Origin of the sequence: Embleya sp. NPDC008237, assembly GCF_042956465.1 — a bacterium.
Lineage (GTDB): Bacteria > Actinomycetota > Actinomycetes > Streptomycetales > Streptomycetaceae > Embleya.
In genome coordinates this window covers 149,178-171,491 of record NZ_JBIBGL010000019.1, presented here as the reverse complement: position 1 = coordinate 171,491, position 22,314 = coordinate 149,178, and the positions used below count along the sequence as shown (strand labels likewise).

Below are 22,314 nucleotides of genomic sequence, written 5' to 3'. Positions count from 1 at the left end.
CGGCAGCCGCTGCCCGTTGGATGCCTCGACAACGTCTCCGGTGCCATCTCCGGTGCCATCGAACCCGCGAAGCGGCGGGTCGCGGCGGTCACAGGGTCGACCGCCTGGTACGCCGCAGCCATCACCGGCTCCGGAAGCGCGGCCGCCTGGGCACCCACCCGACGCCGAGCCGAGGCGTCAGGCACGTGGCGATGCCGCGGCATCGAGGAGAGTGAGCGATGCGGACAGGGCGGTGGCGGATGCGTCCGGGATACCGAGGTGGTCGGCAACCACGGTTGCGCCTTCCAGGATGACCAGGAGTTGCAGGCCGAGGGCGTCGGGGTCGCAAGCACCGGAGGCGCGGGCAATGCCGTTGAGCAGGTCGCGGTAGCCGGTCAGGTGTCGTGCGGCGATCCGGTCCGCGGGGGCGGTGTGGCGCTGCGTCGCGGCGTTGACGATGGCGCAACCGCGGAAGCCGGGGGTTGCGTACCACATGCCCAGGGCGTGGAAGACGGCAGTGATCCGGGCCTTCGGGTCGGGTCCGGCTGCCGCGGCGGCGTCGGTGATCCAGGCGAGGACGCCTCTCGATCGCTTTTCCAGGACCGCCTCGATGAGGCCGTCCTTGGAGCCGAAATGGCGGTAGAGGGTTTCCTTGGAGATTCCTGCCGACGCGCACAGCTCGGCTACGCCGACGCCGTCCAAACCACGCTCGTAAAGCAGTTGGGCCGCGGACTCGGTGATCATCTCGCGGGTGCGTACCGGGTCGAGTGAGGCGCCTTTGGGGACGGGCATGGCATTCATGGTACCGATCGGTTCGATGGCGTGCTAGCGTCCGTCCGCGTGAGATCGAACCGCTCGGTTCCATCAGTCGTCGAGGAGGCACCATGCCGTCGGATCCGCTCGTGAACGACCCGTCTTCGTCACTCGTGCCGCACGCCGTCAACGTCCCCGTAGCGTTCGACAGTTCAGGGCAGCTGCTCCTGGGAGTCCTCCACACCCCGGCCGGCCCGGGACCGCATCCGATCGTCGTCCTCCTGCATGGCTTCCCGGGCAACGAACGCAACTTCGACCTGGCACAGGTGCTGAGTCGCGCCGGATACGCGGCAGTGGTCTTCCATTACCGGGGTTCCTGGGGAATCGGGGGCACATGGACGTGGAGCCACGTCCTGGAGGATGCGAAACGGGTCGTGGACGCTGTTCGAGCCGCCGACTTCGTCGCCCGCCACCGGCTTGCCCCGGACCGTGTCGCCGTCGTGGGGCACAGCCTCGGCGGATTCGCCGCGCTGCGCATCGCGGCCGCCGACCGGGACATCGCGGCCGTCGGATCGATCGCCGGATTCGACTTGGGCGCCGCGGCCGGCGCCGCGGCAGTCGACCCCGAGGCGCGTGCCGGCTACGTGGCGGCGTTCGCGGACTCACTGCTGCCGCTGACCGGGACGAGCGGCGAGGCGCTGGTCGCCGAGATGGAAGCGGCCGGGGACGACTGGGCGTTGGCCCGGCTGGCGGAGCCGTTGGCCGACCGCCCCGTCCTGCTGGTCGCGGGCTCGCGCGACGATGTCGCTCCGACGGCGCTGCATCACGAACCCCTGGTCGCCGCCTATCCGATGCACTCGGTGGCTGCCTTGGAGCACGCCATCTTTCCGACCGACCATGCGTTCTCCGACCACCGCGTGGCGCTGGCCCGCACAGTCCTGGCTTTCCTGAACCGGCACATGCGGGCGGCGAGGTGATCGCCGCATCACTGCGCCTGGCCCTGGGCACGACAGTGGCTCTCGGGTTCGCGCGGTTCGGCTACGGCCTCGTGCTGCCGGCGATGCGCGTCGAGCTGGGCTGGAACCTGGCCGAAGCCGGGCTGCTCACCACGGCGAACGGCCTCGGATACCTGCTCGGCGCCGCGACCGCCGCAACCGCCGTGCGCCGCTGGGGCAGTACCTTCACGTTCCGCTCCGGCATGGCCGTGTGTTCGCTGTCCCTCGCCGCGACCGCGATCGGCGGCGGATTCGGCGTAGTGGCGGCCGCACGGGTGGTTGCCGGGTTCGGCGGCGCGCTGGTGTTCGTCACCGGCGGGGTGATCGCTGCCCGGGATGCGGAGCGCACGGGATCGACGTTGCCGATAGCGGTGTACTTCGCCGGGACCGGCGTCGGCATCGCGGTCAGCGGCATCCTCATCCCTGCGTTGCTCGCCGGAGCGCCCGGGCGGTGGCCGCTCGCGTGGCTCGCACTGGCTGCGGCATCGGCACTGGCCACCGCGGCGAGTTGGGGCGCGGCGCGGACCACCGATCCGTTGCCCGCCCCGCGAGGGAAAAGGACTCGGCGCTCCCTCGCGCCGCTGTGGCGGCCGGCCGTGGCATACCTGCTCTTTGCGGCCGGATACATCGCCTACATCACCTTCCTGTCCACCACGCTCGTCGGACGGGGCGCCGGGAGTGTCGAAGTCGCGTTCACCTGGGCGCTGTTGGGTGCGGCGGTCGTCGCAGCCCCCTGGATGTGGCGGGGAGTCTCGGTGGCGTCGCCGCCGGGACGGGTGCTGGCCATGTTGTTGGCCGTGATCACGGCAGCGAGCTGCCTCGCGCTGGTGAATTCGGGCGGTCCTGCCGTCGCCCTGGCATCCGCGACGGCGTACGGTGCGGCCTTCATGGCGGTACCCGCAACCGTGACAGCCCTGGTTCGCTCGGCTACCCCGCCCGAGGACTGGTCCCGGGCACTGGGGAGTTTCACAGTCCTCTTCGCGGTCGGGCAGACCGCGGGTCCGTGGGTGGCCGGAGCGATCGCCGACCGGACCGGGCCGAACGCGCCGCTGGTTTGGACGGCGGCGTTGTGCGCGCTCGGCGCCCTCGTCGCGGCCGGCAGCGGCGCGGATCGGCCGGCCCTCGCCGAGCGCGACTGAGGGTCCGTGGCCCCCACGGATGGCACCGCCCGGAACCGGGGAGGTGGCCCCGGCCAGGGCAACGACTGATCCAACCGAAACGCGGTATCGGCCAACTGCCTTACCGCCGCACGGGGTCCGCGCGCAGGACGATGCGATCGAACCACGCAGCTGCGTGGGGGCTGACGGCCTCGGCGCACAGCCGCCCCGTCGAGGCCTTCCCCGTGGCCGGGAGCAGCAACCACGAAGGGCCACGGTCAGTACGTGCCAGGCGTGGTCACGGCAACGCGTGGGGTGTTCGGCAAAGGGATTCGCCTTCGCCCGTTCACCTGGCGAGGAGGTCGCGAATGGCCGCTGTGACCTCGTCGGGGCGTTCCTCGGGGAGGAAGTGTCCGCAGGTCAGGATCCGGGTGCGCAGATCAGGCGCCCAGTCGGCCCAGACCTGTCGCGGGTCGAAGGGCAGGACGACGCTTCCGGGGTCCTGCCACATCGCAAGGACCGGCATGGCAAGCCGGCGGCCGGCGTCGCGGTCTGCTCGGTCGTGCCGTCGATGAACGCGCTCGCGCGGTAGTCCTGTCCTGGCGGATCGCGTGGATTGCTTCCGGCGTGCGGGCGGCGGCCAGGTACGACGCCCGGACGTCCGGCGGGGTGACGCCGGGCGGCCGGCCCTTCACGGCCGGGCTCGCTCAGTCGTCGTCCAGTGCCCTCAGGGCGAGTTCCGCAACCGCGCGCAACTCCTCGCGGCTGCGCCCCGCAGCCGCTTGCACGGCGATTCCGTCGGTGAGCGTGTGAACGAACCGAGCGAGCGTCGCGGCGTCCGTGCCGCCGGGTAGGCTCGGCGCCTTCTCCAGGCGCCGGCGCAGCGCGGCCTCGCCGGCCTTGCGACGGCGGATGGCGTCGTCGCGCACCGACAGGGCGTCGGCGCCGCCCGCGTGGACGCCTTTGACGGTGAGGCACCCGTGCGGCGTGCTCGTGCCGACCGTGAGGTCGATGTTGCCGAACACGAGGCGTTCGACGACGGCGCGGACGGTGGGCTCGTCGAGCGCGTCGGCGGCGAAGGCGCCGGGGCCCGCGAAGTAGCGGTCGAGCGCTTTGGCGAAGAGTTGTTCCTTGTTGCCGAAGACGGCGTACAGGCTGGGCTTGTTGATGCCCATCGCGGCGGTGAGTTCGGTGAGCGACGTGCCTTCGTAGCCTTGACGCCAGAACAGCTCCAGCGCGCAGTCGAGCGCCGTCTCCGGATCGAAGGACCGCGGGCGTCCGCCTGGCATCGCATCCTCCCTCGCTTTTTTGTACCAGTCGGTACCTTACCGCTTGCGCGGATGCCCGGCATTCAGTTGAATACCGAAAGGTACAAAACAGGGAGGCAGTCATGATCAGGGTCGGCGTCGTTGGAGCGAGCGGATGGGCGTCCGGCACGCATCTGCCCGCGCTCACGCAGTTGCCGGAGTTCCAGATCACCGCCGTAGCCACGACCAGCCGGGCCAGTGCGGACCGCGTCGCCGCCGAGTACGGCGTGCCGCACGCCCTCACCGACGCGGGTGCGCTGGCCGAACATCCGGAGGTCGACCTTGTCGTGGCCTCCGTGAAGACGCCCGCGCACGCCGGGGTCATCTCCGCCGCGCTGGCGCACGGCAAGCACGTGGTCTCGGAATGGCCGCTGGGCGTGGACCTCGGCCAGGCGCGCGAGTTGGCGGACGCGGCGAACCGGGCGGGGGTACGTCACGCGGTCGTCCTGCAGGGCCACCATTCACCGGATGTGCGATTCGTGGCCGACCTGATCGAGGAGGGACGGATCGGCAGGCTCGAAGCGGCGGTCATGGTCGCCGACGGCGATCCGTTCGGCGGGCCGACGATACCCGCGGACCTGGCCTGGACGCTGGACCCGGCCGCCGGCACATCGATTCTGCCGATCATGGCAGGGCACTTCCTTGCGACACTGGAGCGGATCGCGGGGCCACTCGTCGAACTCTCCGCGCGGCTGCCCGGCATGGGCCGGCCGGTGCGCATCGCAGGCACCGCCGAGGATGTCGTCAACCCGCACTCCCGCCACGTGCTCCTGCAGGGGCGACTCGTCGGCGGCGCGGAGGCTTCCGTCACCGTCCTCGGCGGGGATCGGCCGGGCCGGGTAGGGTTCTCGATCCGGCTCGTCGGCTCGAGAGGAGCACTGACGGTCGCCCCGCGGCAGCGTGGCGAGTACATGCACTGGACCGACTGGGATATCGAGATCGATGGCGACCGCGTCGCCGTTCCGGACGCTTACCACACGGTCCCTCCCAGGATCCCGCGCGGCCCCGCGGCCAGGATCGCCGCCCTGTACCGGGACTTCGCCCGAGCCCTGGCAGAACAGCGACGCCCCCGACCGGACTTCGCCGACGCCGTGCGCGGGCACTGCGTGCTTGCTGCGATCCAGCGATCGGCGGCGAACGGGACGCTTGAGCGGATTGCCGTGGAGTAGGTCCGGGACCAGGCCCCGGGGGCGGGGTTCAGGGACGGGGTTCAGGGACGGGGTTCAGGGGCGGGTTTCAAGGACGGGGTTCAGGGGCGGGGTTCAGGCGGCGCCTCGCTGGAAACAGCCGCGAACGCGGCAGTTGCCGCCGCGTGCCGAGGCCGCGCACCCGTCGCTGCCCACGAGGCCCGCATTGTCATGGCGTCGTTTCGCCGGGGCGACGTATCCGCGACCGCGGTCGGAGTCCGATGAGGCGCCCACCGACCTCTCTCCCCCTGTTGACGGCGACAATGTTCGTCGACGTCGGCATGCCGGCGCGATGCTGGATCGCTCCCGCAATCGGTGGGTCGGCCGACCGCCGTGCCGCGGAAACGCTGTCGTTGTGACCGCACACGGTCCCCGGCGGTGGCTGCCGGGACGAGCGGGGCACCAGGATCAAGGGCACACGCCTCGGAACGTCGCGACGATCTTTCCGGACAAGCCGCCCTCGAGGAAACGCTCGTGTGCGGCTTTGATTTCGTGGAGACCAAACAGGAAGCGCCACCAGATCAGCCCAAGTCCCCCGCCCCGAGCCGAGTTGGTGCGACATGGCAATCACGCGCTCCCCGAACCCGCCACCCGCTGTCGCCCCCGTCGACCACGACGCCGGCCAAGTCCCGGCCGAGGACCGTCGGCAAGGGTGGAGTGCCCTCACCAATGGCACCCGCCCGCGTCTTGTCGTCGACGGGATTGATGCTGGTGGCCGGCACGGATGCTTCGCCACCAACGCCGTGCCCCGTACCCTCACCACTACCGCGGACTCGGCATCCGACTGACCCTTGGCGCGACCGCGGGCCGACCTCTTCCCGGGCAGTGCCCAGGCGCGGTCGTCGCAGGAATCGGAGCAAGTGGGCCACGACCGCAGCGGGTTGTTCCTCGGCAAGGTAATGGCCACTGTCCGCCACTTCGACGATCTCAAGATCGACGGCACGCGGCACGAGCACCGGCTCCAGGATGGCACGCGTACCCGCGCCGCCACCGAGGGCCAGTACGGGAACGGTCAGCGGGGCGTAGGTCTTGCCGTGCTCGATGTCGGCGGCCAGCGTGCGGTACCAGCCATTGGCGGCGCGAATCGCGTCCCCGTCGGCGTACGCACGGGCGTACACGTCCCGGTCGTAGTCGGTGACGGCGGCGGCATCGGCGGCGAGATAATCGATCATCCAGTCGATCAGGAAGCGGGAGCGGCCGGCGATGAGGCGTTCGGGCAGTCCGGGCACCTGATTGAAGGCGAACCACCACAAGAACCTGCCGGGCGCGGCGTTGATGTCCCCGTCGACCTGGTGTCGTCCGGGCACCGGCAGCAGGGAATACCCAAAGAACCGGTCGTCCGGGGGCGCGATGTCCAGCAGCGCAATGCGGCGGGTCGCGTCGGGATGGTTGGCGGCGAAGGCGTACGCAACCATGCCGCCGATGTCGTGGCCGACGAGGTGGACGGCGTCGTAGCCGAGATGGCGCACGAGCCCGCGGATATCCGCGGCCATGGTCTTCTTGTCGAACCCACCGCACGGCTTGTCCGACGCCCCCATGCCGCGCAGGTCGACGGCGACGACGCGGAAGTGCTCGGCAAGCGCGGGCATCACCTTGTGGAACTGCCACCACGTCTGCGGCCAACCGCCCAGCAGCAACAGCGGATCGCCGGAGCCGCCCGCCACGTAGTGCAGCCGGACCCCATCCACCTCGGCGTGGCCGCTGACGAAGCCACCCTTCAGCGAACGGGCCAGATCAACGTCGGAAATCCGGGAAGTCATGCCACCTCTTGATTGTCGGGTACGTTGCCGCGTTGCCGCGTTGCCCGCATTGCCGCGTTGCCGCATTGCGCGACGGGAAGGCGGCGCAGGACTGAAGATCAGCCCCGGCAAGCCGGCGTGCTGCCGGGGCCAACACGCACGAGCGACCGCACGGAGTCTGCGCCGGCGCCTGCGTTGATGCCGTCGTTGCCGGCCGCGCACGAGCGACCGCACGAAGTTTGCTGTGGATCCCCACACGATGGGAGCCGTGTGCGCGTGCCACCTCGAGCCGCCGTGGTGGCCACGCTTGAGTCTCTTCGCGTCTCACCTCACCCCACCCCATCCGGCTGATCTCCGGTTACGCCGGGTCGGCGCCTTCCAGCGGGCGCGACCGGTCCGGGGGGTGGCACAGGCCAGGTCGGCGTTACATCAGCGAACCCGAGTCGGCGGCCCGCGCGAGTGGCCGAACGCGCCCGACCCTGTCGAGGTCGACCGCGCCGCGTAGGCCGCATGGCAGGGCCCGGCGCTCGACGGCCGGGTTTCCGCCGCGGTCCAAACCTTGGCGACGGCTGCGGCAACCCGGGCCGTCCTCGGCAATGCAGCGGGCCCGGCGGCGCCCAGAGCGCCCGCCGGCACCGAACGTCGCGAAACACGGAGATGCGCCATGGGGAACCTGCCTTTCTTGGCGTCCCGCCAGCATAAACGGCAATGTCAACGCGATTCGTATCGGCTTCGGAATTCGGCGCGACGGCCTCCGCAAACGGATACCCGAACGCATGGCGGTTCCCCGTACGACCGTTACTGACATGAAAGTGCGTAATGGCGGCGCCTTGATCAACAGGGCTCGATCCGGTTTTATGGGCTGAGTGATGGGCGTACACCGCAGACGCCGTGACCTCGGCATTTCCCCCAAAGCCGAGGGCCCGAGGCCCGTGGCTAATTCTCGAAGCCGAGAACGACCGGCCTCGCTGTGGTGACAGTGGGTTCCGTCATTTCCCGTGACGTTTATTCGGTCGCACGTGCGACCGAATAAGCTAACGGGTCAACCGGGCCGGCTATTGACCCGGTGAAACAGCTCGCGTTGAACTCACGCTGTTCTTCCTGCCCTCGGTCACCGAATGGACGCCGGGCCTCTGATCGCCCAGGGCCGGACCACCCGCGACGCGGGAAGCGTTCTCCACCCTCCCCCGCAGCGCATTTGCCAACTCGCGCCCCGACAACCCGCGCGGCCCTCCCCCGGCTACCCGAGCAGACGACGGGCGGCCGGCATCCCCGGCAGCCCCCATCGGGCCGCCGCGGGCGTACGCGTTGCGGCCATGATGAGACTCACCCGTTTCCCCATACCTGCTCGATCTTGTTCCCCAGGGGGCAGGCCGTTGGACGACCGGGGCCGCCCGCCTCTTGCGGGTGGGAGCCTGTCCACTCCGTCCACAGGGTTCGCTCCCCCAGGTCCGGAACACGGGCATCGGACAGGGTCCGGCTCGGCCCGGCAGGGGCGCATCGCACCTGTCAGGCGTTCGGTCCGGCCGGGTCGGATCCGGTCGGCGTACCGGGCGAGGGTGACTGCGCCGATCCGGACGAGGCCGACTCGGCTTGATCGTCAGCCCGCCTCGCCCGCGACACGCGCTTGACCCGGCAGCCTCGACACCCGGCCCCGACAACCGATGGGGTCGCCGTTCGAGGAGCTGGAGGCCCAGGAGTCGGCTGCGCGGGTCCGCGGCGGCTTCTGCGGCGTCCGGGGCTGCCGGGGTCAGGCGAGGTCGGGAAGGGCCGGCCAGTCCTGCCAGGAGAGGTCGCGTCCGACGTACCGCGGGCATTCGAAAGGCCATGCCTCCGCGATCCACTGCGGGACGAGGGCGTCCAGTGCCTGCTCGAGTTCGGTGCCGACCCGGTCGTCCACCACCCACCAGGAGATCTCGGCGTCGGCGCCGATCTTCTCCGGCGGGTCGATGTAGACGCAGCCGAGCAGGGCCGTGCCCGCGTCGTCGAACAGCGCATGGTTGAACGACTTGTGGGCCGCGATCTCGTCCGCGTGCCGGACCAGGTCCGCCCGGTCCTGCTCGACCGTCATCGTGGCCACCGGCCAACCCCAGGCCTCGCCGTAGATGGACCACAGGCGTTCCCGCGAGCCCATCACGGCCGGGTAGTCGAGCTCGGTGTCGGCGCCGCTGATCGGTCGCAGGTGGTGATGGCCGGGCAGTGCCACGCGGACCGGATGTACGAAATCGGCAGGCAGCCAAGTCATGGGCCGCAGGCTAACAGCCGGCGGGGCCGCCGCCCCCGCACCCGGTTCAATCCCAAGCCTGCACCTCCCGGACGATCTCCCACACCAGGGATGACTTCCCGGTGCCCGGCAAGAACCCTGGGTATACGGCGCGGTGACGGCCGCGACCTGGCGAGGACGTCCGGCGATCGTCGTGCGCGGCCGACGCGTCACCCCGGCCGAGGGGCTCACGCCAGAGAAGCGCGACTGGCGTGTGGACGCCTATGACGAACGGGGAGCGTGGATCGGCGGGGTGGACCTGCCCCCGGTCGAAGGCGCGTCGCCCGATGCCGCGGTCGTGGACGGGTGGCTGGTCACCCCCGCCCGCGACCGCGGAAGCCGCGCCGTCCACGTGGCGGCCGGGCGGGAGGCACCGACACGGGCGTGACGCTGACGTGCGCCACCGGTGGCTGCGATCCCACCGACGCCTACAGTGGATCGCCCTTCCTGCTCGGCGACACGGTCCTGGTCGCCGAGCAGAGCGGCCCCAGGCCGACGCGCCGGGCAACGTGACGGCCTACGACATCTCGGCTTCCGACGATGGTCCACCGACGGGATCACCCGGCCTTCGGGCGCCGACCCGGCCGCGTACGCGCACGGCATGCGTCCCTCCGTGGTGGGACGGGTCGGCACGGGCGCGGTCGCGATCGCGTGGCGGACGGGGCCACGCGGCCTGGCCGTGGTGCTGGGTCTGCACGACCTCGTCACCGGGGCATCGATCGCGACCGGGCCCCGCATTCCCGACGGGATCTCGGGATTTCGAACCGACGCAGCCGGCACTCTGGCCCTCGTCTGCGGCGATCGGTGCGCGGCGTGGGAGCCGGCGACCGGCCGCACACTGTGGCGGCAGGGCCGGGACGAACTCTCCTTCGTCCCGCGCGAAGTGGTCGGCACCGTCGTGTACGGGGTGCGGAAGGACCGGGGCGCCGGCGCCCCGACCACGCCTCTCGCGCTGGAAATACGCACCAAGCAGGTGCTGTCCCCGATGCCACCCGATGTCACGATCACCGCGATCGGCGACCGCTGGGCGCTGGTGGCCACAGAGGGAACGTCCACATCTATCCGGTGGGGACCCCTTGAACGGCGTTCACGCCACCGATCCCCGTCCGCGTCCGAGGGTTGGTTCCGCGTCGGCGACCGTACGTCCCGGCGGCCGAGGCGCTTGACCCGTCGCCCGGCGGGACGAACATGTGCCGCTCGAGACTTCGCTCCCGAACCGCACCCGCCGCATCGGCCGCCGTGCCGCGACTGCCCCACTCCCATCATGTCCTTCTACCACGCGGTCATGCGCCCGGAATGGAGCGAGCTCGAGCGCCCCGGACACGCCGCGGACGTCTGGGCCCGTTCCCAGGCCACCTTCCTCAGCAAGGTCGTCGGCCCACACTTCGAACAGGTCTGCCGCGCCTGGACCCGCTGGTACGCCTCGCCCGAAACCCTCGGCGGCCACCGCGTCCGCGTGCAATCGGGCACCATCCCCGACCCCGCCGCCAGAACCGGCCTCGAGGTCGACGTCGCCGTCTTCGGCCGCGACGACCACGGCCGCGAAACCCTCCTGGCCATCGGCGAGGCCAAATGGAAGGCACGCATGGGCCGAGCCCACCTGGCCCGCCTCGAACGCATCCGCGAACTCCTCGCCACCCGCGCCGGCGGCGACGCCACCCACACCCGGCTGCTCTGCTTCAGCGGCGACGGCTTCACCGACGACCTGCGCACCGCCGCCACCGACAACCCCGAACTCCAACTCGTCGACCTGGAACGCCTCTACAGCGGATCCTGACGGCAGAGCAGGACCACGATCGCCGCGCTCCACTCCACCGCTCGTCGTCGAACACCCGGGTGCCCCCGGGCCCGCTCGACCAAGGCCCAACCGAGCCGATGAGACGGTAGGGGTTCGTCGATCGACAGACGGAGCCGGCGCTGCCGGCCAAACGTCACGAGCGCGTCGCCGACCCGGGTGCCGGGGTCGCGCTCGCGTTGTGCGGTCGGAGGCACGTCGGCAAGTCCCGCCTAGGGCAGGAGTTCTGCAACGCGGCAGGCGTACCGTACCTGTTCTTCACCGCCACCAAGCACGCCTCGCCGGTCGAGGCGGTAGCGGACTTCCTGGCCGAGCCGGCGGGTTCGTCGCTGCCCGGCGACCCCGAATCGGCGCCTTCCGCGCCCTGGCTGCCGCAGCCCCAGTGCTCGCCGAGGCCTTTGCCCGCTCCCCTGTCGTGCCAAGCCGTGCCCCGAGCCAGGTTGTGCAGAACGTCCCGGGGCGTCAGCGTGACCAGAGTCGCGGCCTCGCGCACGGGCAGGAGTTTCGGCTTGCGCCGGGTTCGAGATCCCTCATGGCAGCACCCGGTCAACCCTCGCCGAGGCCTTCTCGACCCTTGCTGCCACAGGGCAAATATCTATCGGCCACAGCGAAATACGAGGTCACATCCCCGCGGGGGGACAGTCGACCACCCGGGCGCCGAGTGAGCGCCGCACGTATGCGATCCCCTGACCAGGGGCAAGGCCGGACCGCACGTCCGGAGACAACCGGTCCGGTCGCGCCCACGCACGACGATCCGGCGCACGCGCGCGGGCGGCGACACATCGCGAGATCGGCCGAACCTCGTGCGGTGTCGGGTGCGCCGGCAGGCCGTGAACGGACTAGGATTCCCCGGCGGCCTCTCCCGGGTCGGCCCCACCCCGGTTCTCCAGCGGGTTGAAAGCCATCAGAGTCAGGCCGTCGAAGTCGACCGGAACACGGCGGCGTTCGCCCGCCGTGATGATGGTGAAACCCTGTTCGGTCTGCGCCGGGTGGATGAGCACGGCGGCTCCCTCGCCCACCGACTCACTGACCAGCTTCCAGACCTTGTCACGGATGCGGGCGCTGAGCATGCCCACGTACATGCCCGGGGCGGTCTCGATCATCCAGCGGCTGACACCGCCTCGCACGTGGTCGGGAACGGCGGTGGTGTTGAGGACGACGAGGGAGGTCACGGCTGCTCCGTCCCGCCGTAGTTGACGCCACCCGCGACCCAACCACGCTCGGGGTCCCACAGGTTGGCCATCTCGGCGACCGAGTCCTCGGCGTCCTCCAGGCGTTCGCGAGTGTCCGCGTCGGGATCCAGGAGGTTCTGCACGTCCGCGACGATCTGTGGCAGCAACTTGACCAGGCGCAGCTTCTCGCGGAACGAGCGGCGTGCCTGGCCCTCGGGGTCGTCCGAGGTGTGCAGGGAGAACGCGAGCGGGAGGGTGTGTTCGGCCTTGTACAGGTCGGCGATGTCGCGGACGAAGGACATGGTGGTGCCGGTGTGTACGAAGCCGAGGCCGGGTGAGCAGCCGAGGGCGTTGATCGCGGCGTGGGCGATGCCGTACAGGCAGGAGTTGCCGGCGGACAGGGCGCGGTTGACCGGGGATTGCGTGTCCCAGTCGTTCGGGTCGTACGAGCGGCGGAAGGCTGGGACGTGGTGCGCCTCGGCGAGGGTCTTGTACAGCGCCTTCATCCGGTCGCCCTCGTAGCCGCGCAGTTGGTCGATCGTGGCGTCGGCGGGCGCGGTGCCGAAGCGCAGCGCGTACATGCGGTGGGCGACCGCTGTACGGCTCGCGTCGTCGGCCCAGGCGCGGGCCTGGAGTTCGAGCCAGCGGCTGGTGGTGTCCTTGGGGGCGATCGCGGCGTAGCAGCGCACTCCGCCGACGCCCACGCACAGCACGGTGGTGCCGTGGTGGGCGAGGGTGCCCAGGGCGCGGGCGGTGATGGACGTGCCGGGGCCCAGGAGCAGGCAGCTGAGCGCGGCGGTGGGAATGGCGACGCGTTGTTCGCCGCCGCCGGGGGCCTCGACGACGGCGTCGACGCCGGTGTCGTCCTGGACCACGCGCATGATGTCGAGGTAGAGGAAGGACAGCGAATCGCCGAACCTGGGGAGCATGACCGCGGTCGGCTTGTTCCAGCGTTGGCGGGCGGTGGCCTTTGTCCGCGGGGTGGTGGTGCTCACGCGGCGGGCGCCAGGGTGAGCAGACCGCAGCCGTAGGACTTGCCGCGGCCGAAGCCCGCAGCCATGCGCTCGGTGAGCAGGGTGGGATCGGTGACGGTGGCGATGCCGTCGAAGCGGGTACGGGCGTGCCGGATCAGCGTCTTGGTGGGGCGCCGCCGGCCGGCCGCGTCGTCGAGTTCGAAGCCGTACACGGTGTGCAGGGTCAGGCCCGCCGCGGTGGCGCGGTCGTGCCACCAGGCGACCGCTTCCTCGCCGTGCAGCGGCAGGATCTGCCGGGGGCGGCCCGCGGTGGTGTTGGCGCCGAGTTTGCGGGTGGCGTTGGCGGTGATTCGGTAGTGCACGCTGTTGCCCGCGCGAAGCTTCTCCAGGAGCGGGGTCAGGTGGCGCCCGGCCGTCGAGCCGTAGCCCTGCGGGAGACGGGAGAGGTCCGGTTCGAGGACGCTCTGCACCAGGATGACGCTGCCGCGCGGGGTGTCGTCGACGCGGAACAGGACGCCGGCCTCGTGTCGGGCGTTGGCGTCCAGGTCGTCCGGGAACAGTTGCATGACCCGGTGGTGCAGTGCGACGGCGTCGTCCGTGTCGCGGCGGGCGTCGCGGTTGCGGGGGTCGGGGATGATGCGGGTCAGCCACAGGGGTGTCATCGCGGTCCTCGGGGGGCGGTCGGCGCGGCGGAATCGGCGAGAGCGTCGGCGGGTTCGGGGTTCAGGTACGCGATCACCGCCGACAGATGGGCGAGGCCCACGCCCGCGCAGCGAGCGGCGGGCAGCCTCACCGTCGTGCGGTGCAGCGCGCGCACGCCGTAGCGGCGGGCGAGTGGGTCGAACGAGCGTGGCTCGTCCTGGATTTCGGAGGCGACCGTCGTGGTGCCGCCCAATTCCGGCAGGGCGTGATCGGAGACCACGTCCACCGCGACGGTGGCGTCCGGGTCGTCGGCGCGTCCGGGACGGCGGCGGGCGAGGGGCAGTTCCAGCAGGCGGGCGACCGGGTCCGGGCCGACGTCGCCCAGGACCATCGGGGCGTTGGGCGGACACGAGCGGCGGCCGAGATATGGCGGCCAGTGCGGCGTCCGGAGCGCCTGTGCGCACGCGTGCACCAGATCCTCGTCCGGGGCGGTGATCGCGACGGTGAAGGCGGCGTCCTGGAGGTAGAAGCGGTGTCCGAGCACCGTCGTGGTCTCGCCGGAGCGGCGTTTGCCTTCGGCTGTGGCCACGGTGAGTCGGCGGGGCATGCCGCCGCCCACGGTGTGCAGGTCGCGCAGACGGCTGCCGGCGCGATCGACGCGGACGACGAAGCGCAACGCGGCCAGATCGTCGATCGGCGTCTCGCGGGTGCGGCCCTGCGCGGCGGCGATCATGCCGATCAGACCCGAACGGGTGGGTTCGGCGGAGGTGTCGCGCTGGTGCGGGAACTGCGAGCGCTCGCCCCACGCCTGGAGCGGCGCGGCCAGGTGCAGCAGGAACCCGACGCTCACGCGCTCGCCTCGGGGGCGTCGGCGGGGGCGAGCGCGGCGTCGACCGCGGCCCGGACCAGGTCCTCGTAGGAGTCGGCGCGCGCGCCCAGGTGGGTCGGGTCCTTGGTCATCGACGACGCGTACGCGCTGTACTCGGCTTTCGCGCTGCCCAGGAGGCGGGTGACGGCACCGGCGTACTCGTCCAGGGCTGCGATGGACGGCTTGGCGTAGCCGCCACCGCGCGGGCGGACCACGGGCTCCTCGAACGCGCCCGCGTACGAGACGGGGCGGTCGGCGCGTACGGTCAGGTGTACGAGTTCGGGGATGCTGTGCGCCGCGGTGGAGTTCTTCTTGGCGGCGGGCAACGACATCACGGCCGCCTCGAGGAAGGCCCGGCCGATGCGGTGGGCGTCCTCGACGGAGTCGTCGCCGAGGTTGCGCGAGAGGTCGGCCAGGTCCAGGACGTGGTAGCGGTACAGGGTGCCGGCGGTGTGCTCGGCGTGGCCCATGTGCGCGCTGCCGGTCTCGTCGCCCCAGCCGGCGGTGACGTCGTCGACGGCGGAGAAGTAGTCGATCTCGGTGTCGGTCGCGTGTGTGGTGAACGCGTGGGCGACCTGGGCGGCGCCGTCGACCTTGGCGTCGTCGATCTCGGCGAGCATGCGCCCGAAGAGGTTGATCACACCGTTGCGCGAGCGCAGCACGGCGTCGATGCGGTCGGCGGGCAGCACGCCCTTGTCCTTGGGCTTGATGCTGCTGCCGTCCTTGGCGCCTTCGAGTTCGGTGCGGAACTCGGCGGCGATGGCGGCGAGTTCACCGATGGCGGTGTCGGGGACGTACACCATGGCGTTGGTGTCCCACGGCTCGTTCGGGTCCTTGGGATTCTTGGCATCCTTGGGGTCCTTGGGCTTCTCCGCGCCGACGCTGCACGCCAACACGGTGTGCAGGCCGGCGCGGTCGGCGAGCGAGGCGGGCCACTCGTGTTCCTCGCGGAGCACCTTGGCCACGCGCTCGCCCAGACGGCGGGTGCGCAGGGCCTCCTCGCCGAGGGTCTGCTGCAGGCGCAGCCGCATGGCGCGCTTCCACGACTGGCTGGAGATGCGGGTGCGGTTGACGCCGCCGAACTGCACGGTCTTGACCGAGTTGGTGTCGTCGCGGTTGAGGTTGGAGTACGGGATGGTCTGGATGACGTGCGCTTCGATGAAACGTCCGCGGATGGGGGTCATCGCTTGCTCCGTGAGGTGATGGGGCGGGCGTACGGGGAACGGGGCCGAGACCGGCCTCGGGGGTGTCGGTGGGTGGCGCGGGCGGTCAGGCGGGGTCCCGATCGTCGTCGGTGGCCGGACCGGGTTCGGGCGCGCTTCCGGTCGCGTCCTGGTTCTCCTGATCGTCGTCCTTGCGGGCCCGTTCGCGTTCGGCCGTGAAGCGCACGCGGTAGTACGACTGGAGCCAGCGGCGCGCGATCTCCTCGCGGTGGTCCTCCCAGGCACGCAGGTCGCGGAGCAGGGTCACCCAGTCGACCGCGTCGGGGGTGACGGCCAACTGCCGCACGGTAGCGGGCAGATGCCGATGCAGGCCGTCGACGCTCTGGCGGCACAGGAGGTCCAGGCGCGTCTCGGCGGTGGTGTCCCGGATCGTCCTGCGGCCGACCGCCTCGGCGAGGCAGACGCCGAGGTCGCGACGGCGGCGGCGGAGCTGTGGCGCCGCAGTCGCGCCGTCGCCGACCTCCGGGGGCTGTGCGCCGCCGGTGTCCTCTGCGGTCTCCGCGTCGTCCGGCTCCTCGGCGCGGGTGCGGCGGGCGGCTCGGGGCAGCGAGGCGATCATGGCGGCGACGGCGTACCAGGCGCGTTCGCGGGATTCGTTGCCGCGGTCGACCTGCGGCACCAACGTGGCGACGATCGCGTGCATGCGCGGACTGTCGTCCACCTCGCGCCGCAGGCCGCTGCGCAGCGCGGCGCGTTGCCCGGGGAACTCGCAGGCGCGGTGGATGCGGTCGACGAACTTCTTTGCCCACGGGGCGCCTTCGGGCTTGCGGGCGGTCGTTGGGGCGGTGGGAGTGGCAGGGCTGCTCATGGCGCACCGTGGTTCACGGATGTGGTCCTTTCGGACATGCGAGTGGTGTTCGAAGGCCGGTGTGCGCGGCCTGCGGGGGATGGCGCGGGGGTGGTCGCCGCGCGGCCCTATGCGGCGCGTTTGCCGCCGTACAGGGTGCTGCGGGCCCGTTCGATCGCGCGGGCGGCCGCGGCGGTGCGCGGCGCGCGGGCGGTGACCCGGTCGTACACGGTTTCGGCGTGGACCCGGAAGGACCGCCAGGCGCCCTCGTAGCTTCTTTCGTGCATCCGGGACCAGAACTCGCGTTCGGCCTCGGGCCAGTACAGGGCTGCGGCCTCCTCGGCCCACGCGCAGGGGCCGATCTTCTCGTTGAGGATGGTGGCCCAGGCTCGTTTGACGGCGAGGGTGACGCGGAAGCCGTACGCCTCGCCGGCCACGCGGAGCGTGCCGATCTCGCGGGCGCGGTGGCGCTCGCCCGGTTTGAGCAGGTCGAGGATCGCCGGGGTGGTTCCGGACACGTACTGCACGTCCTTGGTCTTGCCATCCTGCTCGAACCCGAGCGCGCGCACGCGCAACGCCTCGGTGTCGTCGGCCTCGTACACGGTGTCGAACACCGCCGGTCGGCGAGCCTGGTTCGACCCGAGCGGATCCTTCAGCAGGAGCGCGTCGATGTCCCGCCACAGCGCGCGACCGGAGTCGGCGGGGCGCGCGTACGGGTTGCCCGCCTGACTGATCTGCCAGATCAGGTACGGGTCGGTCCGGGGGCGCTTGTCGCGGAACGCCCAGGTGGCATATGCGTCGACGACCCGGGTGCCGGTCGCGTCGGGTACGAGGAGGAGGGCGTGTTGGCCGACGTCGGTCCAGCGCGAACAGGGGCCCGGTGTGGCCGGCGGGGGCATTTCGGGGTCGGTCAGGTGCTCCTTCTCCCAGGGGCACTGGTCGGTCTCGACCTCCAGGAAGCGGGCCGGGGGGATCAGACCCGCCATGAGGGTGTGAAAGAGCGTCGCGCCCTCGGGGTGATAGGACAGCGCGCCACGCAGCGGGCCTGCGGATACGTCCGCAGCCGTGATGGCACCCGCGGTACGGCTGGAGCACCGGCCGGAGGGTCCGTAGTAGATCCACATCAGTAGATGCGCGACGGCCTCCTCGGCGTCCAGCGGACGCGGGTCGGCGTCGCGATGGTGACCGAACCACACGTGATTATTTCCGGCGGGCCTGCCGAACACGAGTTTGTTCAGGCCGGAGGGCTTCGGGCACTGCGCGCGCAGCCGGGGGTCCTGGAGGAAGGGGCGTTCGCCGAACAGGTCGAAGCGGCGGGGGTGTTCGGCGAAGTATCGGTCCACCTCGTCCTTGTCGAGGCGACCCTCGTCCAGCCACTTGTCGCGCAGGTCGTCCCAGTCGTCCTCGCCGGAGCCGTCCAGCCCGGTGACGCGGGCGGCGAGCGCGTACAGGACGCGGTAGAGGGCGGAGAGCGCGGGCGGCGGGCCGAACTTGAGTGTCTCGATCTCGTGCGCGTGGTGCAGGACGTTGCGCAGACCCAGCACGGTGTCCGTGTTGGTACTCCCCGCCACCCATCGCACCGGAATCCAGTTCCGCGTGACGAGATCGAAACTCGCCTCGGTGGCCATCGACAACGGTGGTCCCCTCTCCGAGTTCCTCGGATGTGTGCGCGTGGTGGGTCGCGACCCCGGCGAACGGTGGCGCGCCGTCGACGTTCCCCGGGCATGCCGCAGCTCGGCCATAAACACGGCTGCGACACCCAAAGGCGACGTCACGTCACGCTACAGAAGCCCACCGACAACGCGGACCCGATTCGCGATTCCCCCGGAAACACGGGCTGTTGCCACCCGGGGCCGGCTCGTCTTCGCGTCCGGCCCCGCGCCTACTCCTCCACCTCGCGCAGCCCGCGCTCGCCGTCGTAGGCAACCGGCCCGCGCGCCAAGACTCCCCGCCAGGTTCCTCGGGCGGTGCGGCGCATCGGAAGCACCAGCCAGTACCGGGCGACGGCGCTGCGCTGCCACGACCGCGGCAGTTCGGCCAGATTCGCGCCGGCGGCCAGCCACGACCCCGGCGTGGGGATCATGAACGCGGCGATCTCCTTCTGCTGCGCGCGGGTCAACGGACGGGCCGAGCCCCAGCCGGGGACCGGGACCTCGCCGGCCTCGTCCAGGCTCCAGCGGCCGTGGTCCTGCTCGTACACGCACACCAACTGCCCCGAATCCGCGCCCAGGCGGGTGGTGATCAGGGCCTCGTCGATGAGTCCGGTGCCCGGACTGAAGCGCTGCTGCAGGTCGTCGCGGGGCTCGTATGGGGGTTTGATAGCCACCATGTTCGCGAGTTCGCGTTCGGCGGCCCTGCCGGCGCTGCTTCGTACTGCGGCTTTGTGCATTGCTGTGTCGGAAGCCTTGAATGCATCCGTGTAGACGTCGTCGATCACTTCCTGCACGTCTTGGGGGATGTTGACAGTCGGGTGCTCGTCGAACCGTTTCCGGGTGCCGCGCAGGAGCACTTCCTCATAGATCTTGTCCCCCCACTCCTTCGGCATCGTGAACGCGTGGTCCTTGTTGACTGGGTCCAGTACCACCATCACGATCGGCTTGGCTTCCCCGGTCGACTCGGCTGGTTCTTGCTTCAGCCACGGTGGTCGCCGGTCCGCGTGCAGATCCTTGCCGTCAGCCGAGCCCTTCTCGTGCCGACGGCATCGGCCGCTCCGTTGGAGCAGTTGCGCAGCCGGGGCCAGGTCGCTGACCACGAGGTCGAAGTCGAGGTCGAGGGACTGCTCGACGATCTGAGTGGCTACGACGATGGCGGAGTCGGGGCGCGGGCCCGACTTTCCAAAGGCGGTCTCGACGTACGCGGTGATCCGGGCCCGGTCCCGCATGCGAAAGCGCGAGTGCAGCAGTCGCAGTACGGGCCGCTCGCGATCGGCGGGCAGGGCGGACAGCCAGGCCTGTAGGTCGTCGTGGGTGGCTTGGGCCTCCGCGACGGTCGTACAGCAGACGAGAACGTTGCCGCCCTGCTCCACGATCGGCCTGAGCTGCTCGCGAATCGCGGCGAATCGATGGGGCGGATGACCTTCGCGCGCCTGATCCCGCTGTACCGGCACCAGCGTGAAGCGGAGCTTTCGTGATCGCTTGCTGTCGACCGCGCGCGGCTCGGCAACGGTACCCGTCCCGGCGTCCACGTACGTCCACCCGGGATAAACGGGCGACCACTCCTCGGCCTTGGACGGCTTGTGCCCGCAGCCGAGTCGATACGCCTCGACCATCGCCCGCGCGGCGGGCCCGGCGAGCGTGGCGGACAACAGGATCACCGGTGTCCGGAACGCGCCCAGCCACTCGACCAGACGCAGCAGGAGCTCGTTCATCCACGCCCCGTAGGCGTGCGCCTCGTCGATCACGACGACCTTGTCCGAGGCGCCGAACAACCGCATCACGTTGTACTTCACCGGCAGTACCCCGGTGAGGAGTTGGTCGATGGTGACCACGGACAACGGCGCGAGCAGCCCCCGTCGCGCGCCGAGCAGCCACTGGGTGGGCTCGTGCGCGGAGCCGCTCGTCAGGGCGACGTCGGTCTCGCCCGGGTCGGGGGTGCTCAGCCACGCGGTGCTGTGCACCTTGGTCAGCGGGGTCGGCCCGAGCAGCGTCCGGTCGGCGTACGCGGCCACGCGCGTGTGCATCGCGTCGGTGGTCGCCATGGTCGGCAGCGCGAACACCATGCCGCGCGCCCCCGAGGCGCGCGCCAGGATCCGCGACGCGTACAGCGCCGCCTCGGTCTTGCCCTCCCCCGGCGGCGCCGTCACCAACAGCAGCCCCGGCCCGGTCACCAGGTCGGGTAGGTCGTCGATCAGCGAGCGCTGCAACGGATTCGGCGTCACGGCACGACCCGGCTCGAACTCGAACTGCTCCTCGAACGCCATCTCGTGGAACTCGGCCCGCCCCAACCCCGCGCGGACCACCAGACCGGGGGCGTCGGCGACGGCGCATTCCCAGTGCGCGTCCACCTCGTCATCGGTAGCCGTCCAGCCGAGGTAGGGAATGCGCTCGCGGATGAAGTCGTCTTGACTCGCCAGCCAGTCCGCGACCATCACCAGGGCCGCCAGGACGACCGTAGGCACCACCGGCAACCGCCCCGGCGGCACCGCGTGCGCACCGGTCAGCGTCCGCAGCACCCGGGCATGCGCGTGGCTCTGGCTCGCCCACGCCCCGTCGCCCAGTCCGGCCCGCTCGGAACGCGGCGCCTGCCGTGCAGCCCTGTTCAGCGCGTCCCAGAACGTGCCGTGGTGCCCACCAAGAAGTTGCGCAATCTGGTGGCCGACGTCGGTACGGGGCCGGTCGGTCTGCGGATAGCCGAGCGCGGCCAGCACCTCGACGAGGATCCAGTGGCTCGCCTGACTGTGGTGCAGGTCGTCCCGTCGGGCGTTGGCCCCGCCTCGGTAGGCGGGATCCCGATCGAGGGCGTCCGACAGCCGGCCCACCTTGCCCTGGAACGGCGGACTGATCTTGCCGATGTCGTGCAGCCCGGCCCAAAAGCCCACCAGGCACCGCAGTTCCGCTGGCGACACCCCGACCTCCGCCGCCAGACGCAGCCGCGTCTCGTCCGTGAACAACGCGTCGAACAGCGCCTGCGCGATGGCCGCGGTGTCGACGAGATGACAGACGAGCGGGTAGTACGCGTGCGGGTTCCCGGGCGACGCGAGCCCTTTTTCCTTGCCCCAGATGCGGTGATCGAGGGCGCAATTCTCCACAAGCACAAGCCCCACATTCCCGTAGTCGAAGGCCCATCTCCCCCACCGCCCCCGCCAACGCCTGAACCGCAGAGTCAAAGGCGTCCAGCTATCTGTCCACGAGCGGCGACCCGGGAAGGTCGGGGGTCCTACAGCCACCGACTCGGCACGTGGATGATACGTGGCGCGATCGCCCCGAAGGACGCGTTCGGTCCCGAAAGGCCGTAGGGGAACGGCAGTCGGCGCTGGTTCAACGTCCGTATGTCATAACCATGTTCGAAGATGCAGTCGATCGATGCCATCCGGGGCTGAACCACACCATGGGGGAACCTCGTCACTGGGCGATACCACGGCCGACTGAGTGAGGTCCGATCCGACACCCGGAGCGGAAGTCGGGACCGCAGGGGTCCCGGAGCCTCGGTGGGAGCCCGGGATGTGCTCGCCTCGCCCGCTCATGGCGAGCCTCTTCGAACATTCGGCCGCTATGGCCTCGTGCGCTTGATCCAGCAGTGACGAACCACCGTACACACAGGCCACGGTGGAACGATCGCGCAGCACACGACTCGTACGAGGCGACTACATCTCTGTGCCGAGGTTCGTTCATGCATGGGGAACGCAGATCGCCCGTCGGCATCCATCGGGTCGAACACCACCAGGCCCGCAAGTCCTCCCGGTGTGTGGGCTGCCCGTCTGCGCGCCACCAGACGCGACGCGTCGGCGGATGCGGCCGGGCGCGCTGGAGCAGGACGCCCGTGGGACAAGATCGCTGTTGCCCTGGCTACGTCGAACGCGACGAGCGAGGGCGAT

19 protein-coding genes are annotated in these 22,314 nt (G+C 70.8%); 6 read left to right on the top strand and 13 right to left on the bottom strand.

The genetic code is table 11. The features are described from left to right. Positions 1–177: 177 nt before the first annotated feature. Positions 178–771 carry a TetR/AcrR family transcriptional regulator gene (locus ACFZBU_RS38465; RefSeq protein ID WP_391588410.1) on the bottom strand — a complete coding sequence of 198 codons (594 nt, stop codon included), beginning with the start codon at positions 769–771 and terminating at the stop codon, positions 178–180. A gap of 92 nt (positions 772–863) precedes the next feature. On the opposite strand from ACFZBU_RS38465, the gene ACFZBU_RS38460 reads away from it, so the two are divergent. Next, positions 864–1,709: an alpha/beta hydrolase family protein gene (locus tag ACFZBU_RS38460; protein WP_391588409.1), complete on the top strand. Its 846-nt coding sequence runs from the start codon at positions 864–866 to the stop codon at positions 1,707–1,709. Next, on the top strand, positions 1,706–2,866 hold the full coding sequence (locus ACFZBU_RS38455; RefSeq protein ID WP_391588408.1) for a YbfB/YjiJ family MFS transporter: 1,161 nt from the start codon (positions 1,706–1,708) through the stop codon (positions 2,864–2,866). The genes ACFZBU_RS38460 and ACFZBU_RS38455 overlap by 4 nt, the downstream gene beginning before the upstream one ends. A gap of 304 nt (positions 2,867–3,170) precedes the next feature. On the opposite strand, the gene ACFZBU_RS38450 is transcribed toward ACFZBU_RS38455, so the two are convergent. Then, on the bottom strand, positions 3,171–3,335 hold the full coding sequence (locus tag ACFZBU_RS38450; RefSeq protein ID WP_391588407.1) for an alpha/beta fold hydrolase: 165 nt from the start codon (positions 3,333–3,335) through the stop codon (positions 3,171–3,173). A gap of 196 nt (positions 3,336–3,531) precedes the next feature. Further along, positions 3,532–4,113 carry a TetR/AcrR family transcriptional regulator gene (locus ACFZBU_RS38445; protein WP_391588406.1) on the bottom strand — a complete coding sequence of 194 codons (582 nt, stop codon included), beginning with the start codon at positions 4,111–4,113 and terminating at the stop codon, positions 3,532–3,534. 101 nt (positions 4,114–4,214) lie between these two features. Between ACFZBU_RS38445 and ACFZBU_RS38440 the strand changes: the two genes are divergently transcribed. Further along, on the top strand, positions 4,215–5,300 hold the full coding sequence (locus ACFZBU_RS38440) for a Gfo/Idh/MocA family protein (protein WP_391588405.1): 1,086 nt from the start codon (positions 4,215–4,217) through the stop codon (positions 5,298–5,300). Between the two features lie 539 nt (positions 5,301–5,839). Here ACFZBU_RS38440 and ACFZBU_RS38435 read toward each other — a convergent pair. Both ACFZBU_RS38435 and ACFZBU_RS38430 read right to left on the bottom strand, forming a co-directional pair. Beyond that, positions 5,840–7,078 (bottom strand): alpha/beta fold hydrolase, encoded by a 1,239-nt coding sequence (locus tag ACFZBU_RS38435; RefSeq protein ID WP_391588404.1) that lies wholly within the window; start codon positions 7,076–7,078, stop codon positions 5,840–5,842. 1,729 nt (positions 7,079–8,807) lie between these two features. Beyond that, a complete protein-coding gene (locus ACFZBU_RS38430; protein ID WP_391588403.1) occupies positions 8,808–9,302 on the bottom strand; it encodes an N-acetyltransferase in 495 nt (164 codons plus the stop codon). A gap of 133 nt (positions 9,303–9,435) precedes the next feature. On the opposite strand from ACFZBU_RS38430, the gene ACFZBU_RS38425 reads away from it, so the two are divergent. The 3 genes from ACFZBU_RS38425 (at position 9,436) to ACFZBU_RS38415 (ending at position 11,097) form a co-directional block, all read left to right on the top strand. Beyond that, a complete protein-coding gene (locus ACFZBU_RS38425) occupies positions 9,436–9,708 on the top strand; it encodes a hypothetical protein (RefSeq protein WP_391588402.1) in 273 nt (90 codons plus the stop codon). Then, entirely contained in the window at positions 9,705–9,833 is a 129-nt protein-coding gene (locus ACFZBU_RS38420) for a hypothetical protein (protein ID WP_391588401.1), read from the top strand. Before ACFZBU_RS38425 ends, ACFZBU_RS38420 begins: the two co-directional genes overlap by 4 nt. 751 nt (positions 9,834–10,584) lie before the next feature. Then, positions 10,585–11,097: a hypothetical protein gene (locus ACFZBU_RS38415; RefSeq protein ID WP_391588400.1), complete on the top strand. Its 513-nt coding sequence runs from the start codon at positions 10,585–10,587 to the stop codon at positions 11,095–11,097. 857 nt (positions 11,098–11,954) lie between these two features. Here ACFZBU_RS38415 and cas2e read toward each other — a convergent pair. From cas2e to cas3, 8 genes are all read right to left on the bottom strand, one after another. After that, positions 11,955–12,287 carry a type I-E CRISPR-associated endoribonuclease Cas2e gene (cas2e, locus tag ACFZBU_RS38410; protein WP_391588399.1) on the bottom strand — a complete coding sequence of 111 codons (333 nt, stop codon included), beginning with the start codon at positions 12,285–12,287 and terminating at the stop codon, positions 11,955–11,957. Beyond that, positions 12,284–13,216 (bottom strand): type I-E CRISPR-associated endonuclease Cas1e, encoded by a 933-nt coding sequence (cas1e, locus tag ACFZBU_RS38405; protein ID WP_391588463.1) that lies wholly within the window; start codon positions 13,214–13,216, stop codon positions 12,284–12,286. The genes cas2e and cas1e overlap by 4 nt, the downstream gene beginning before the upstream one ends. Before the next feature lie 62 nt (positions 13,217–13,278). Next, positions 13,279–13,923 carry a type I-E CRISPR-associated protein Cas6/Cse3/CasE gene (gene cas6e / locus ACFZBU_RS38400; protein ID WP_391588398.1) on the bottom strand — a complete coding sequence of 215 codons (645 nt, stop codon included), beginning with the start codon at positions 13,921–13,923 and terminating at the stop codon, positions 13,279–13,281. After that, entirely contained in the window at positions 13,920–14,753 is an 834-nt protein-coding gene (cas5e, locus tag ACFZBU_RS38395) for a type I-E CRISPR-associated protein Cas5/CasD (RefSeq protein ID WP_391588397.1), read from the bottom strand. Before cas5e ends, cas6e begins: the two co-directional genes overlap by 4 nt. Continuing rightward, positions 14,750–15,955, bottom strand: a complete 1,206-nt coding sequence (gene cas7e, locus ACFZBU_RS38390; protein WP_391588396.1) for a type I-E CRISPR-associated protein Cas7/Cse4/CasC — start codon at positions 15,953–15,955, stop codon at positions 14,750–14,752. Before cas7e ends, cas5e begins: the two co-directional genes overlap by 4 nt. A gap of 85 nt (positions 15,956–16,040) precedes the next feature. Beyond that, complete coding sequence (gene casB / locus ACFZBU_RS38385) at positions 16,041–16,802, bottom strand: type I-E CRISPR-associated protein Cse2/CasB (protein WP_391588395.1); 762 nt, start codon at positions 16,800–16,802, stop codon at positions 16,041–16,043. A 107-nt stretch (positions 16,803–16,909) separates the two neighbouring features. Continuing rightward, positions 16,910–18,409: a type I-E CRISPR-associated protein Cse1/CasA gene (casA, locus tag ACFZBU_RS38380; RefSeq protein WP_391588462.1), complete on the bottom strand. Its 1,500-nt coding sequence runs from the start codon at positions 18,407–18,409 to the stop codon at positions 16,910–16,912. A 254-nt stretch (positions 18,410–18,663) separates the two neighbouring features. Next, positions 18,664–21,543: a CRISPR-associated helicase Cas3' gene (gene cas3, locus ACFZBU_RS38375; protein ID WP_391588394.1), complete on the bottom strand. Its 2,880-nt coding sequence runs from the start codon at positions 21,541–21,543 to the stop codon at positions 18,664–18,666. Positions 21,544–22,314: the final 771 nt, after the last annotated feature.